This window comes from Bradyrhizobium sp. 142, from assembly GCF_023074015.1.
In the GTDB taxonomy this organism is placed as follows: Bacteria; Pseudomonadota; Alphaproteobacteria; order Rhizobiales; family Xanthobacteraceae; genus Bradyrhizobium.
Map to the genome: position 1 here is coordinate 1 of NZ_JADPKQ010000499.1, position 1,164 is coordinate 1,164.

Annotated in this window: 1 protein-coding gene; it reads left to right on the forward strand. The window is 61.5% G+C overall.

Annotated features, from left to right (window positions below; translation table 11 throughout):
• Positions 1–209 precede the first annotated feature (209 nt).
• Positions 210–1,164 (forward strand): IS701 family transposase (locus IVA82_RS44840; protein ID WP_247493938.1); only part of this gene is annotated, 955 nt, incomplete at its 3' end.

Consider the following 1,164-nt stretch of genomic DNA (forward strand, 5'->3'; position numbering starts at 1 on the left):
AACATCCCGCCTGCCGAAGCCGAGCAACGCTACTACGCCATGCTGGAACAACCCGCCATGGCGGCATAACTTAAACCAAATGGCCTCCGGCAAACCCGGGGCGGTTCAGATGCCTTAATTGGGCTCGTCCGGATCTGTGCGGGGGGCGCTCAGCAATGAGCGTCCCTACCGCGATCTTTGTTTGCGGGCTTCTGAATCCATGGGCAACCATGATTCGAATGTCGTGGACGCGGGCCGCGTCGGTTGAGGAGACGCTTGCGTTGTGGGCGGCGTCGCTTCGAGAGGTCAAGCAGCGGATACGTCCGTTGTTCACGCAAGAGCGTGTGGCGACGAATGCAGGCCTGTTCCTGGAAGGTCTGCTCGGAGATGAGCAGCGCAAGACCGGTTGGATGCGCGCGGAGGCGGCTGGCGATCCCGGCCCATGGCGGCAGCAGGCGATCCTGGGTCGCGGGGATTGGGACGCTGATGCCCTGCGCGACATCGTCCGGGACTATGTCATCGAGCACTTGGCGGATGACGATGCGGTGCTCGTGATCGACGAGACCGGCTTTCTCAAGCAGGGTAAGGCCTCGTGCGGAGTGGCGCGGCAATACACTGGTTCGGCAGGGAAGATCACGAACTGCCAGATCGGCGTCTTCGCTACCTACGTTTCGCGTCATGGTCATGCGTTCATCGATCGCGCGTTGTATCTTCCGAAGGAATGGACCGACGATCCAGATCGTCTGGAAGCCGCATACGTGCCTGCCGATGTCGGCTTTGCGACCAAACCAAAGCTTGCGACGAGAATGATCGCACGTGCGATAGCCGCGTCTGTACCATTCAAGTGGGTTGCCGGTGACACCGTCTACGGTGTTGGCGATATCGAACAGCAGCTACGGCGGGCACGCAAAGGCTATGTGCTCGGGGTCAGCAGCTCTCATGTCTTCCGATCCTGGGGCAAGCGACAGCCGGTCGCCGGCAAGGCCGAAGACATCGCCCGGACGCGGCGCCCGTCCGACTGGAAGCGCTTGTCGGCGGGAGCCGGAACCAAAGGACCGAGGCTGCATGACTGGTGTTATCTCGAACTGGCCGACCTCGAGGCCGAGCAGTTCAACAGCGCAAATGATGGTTTATGGACGCGCGGTCTGCTGATCCGTCGCCATATCGCCGATGGCGATCTCGCCT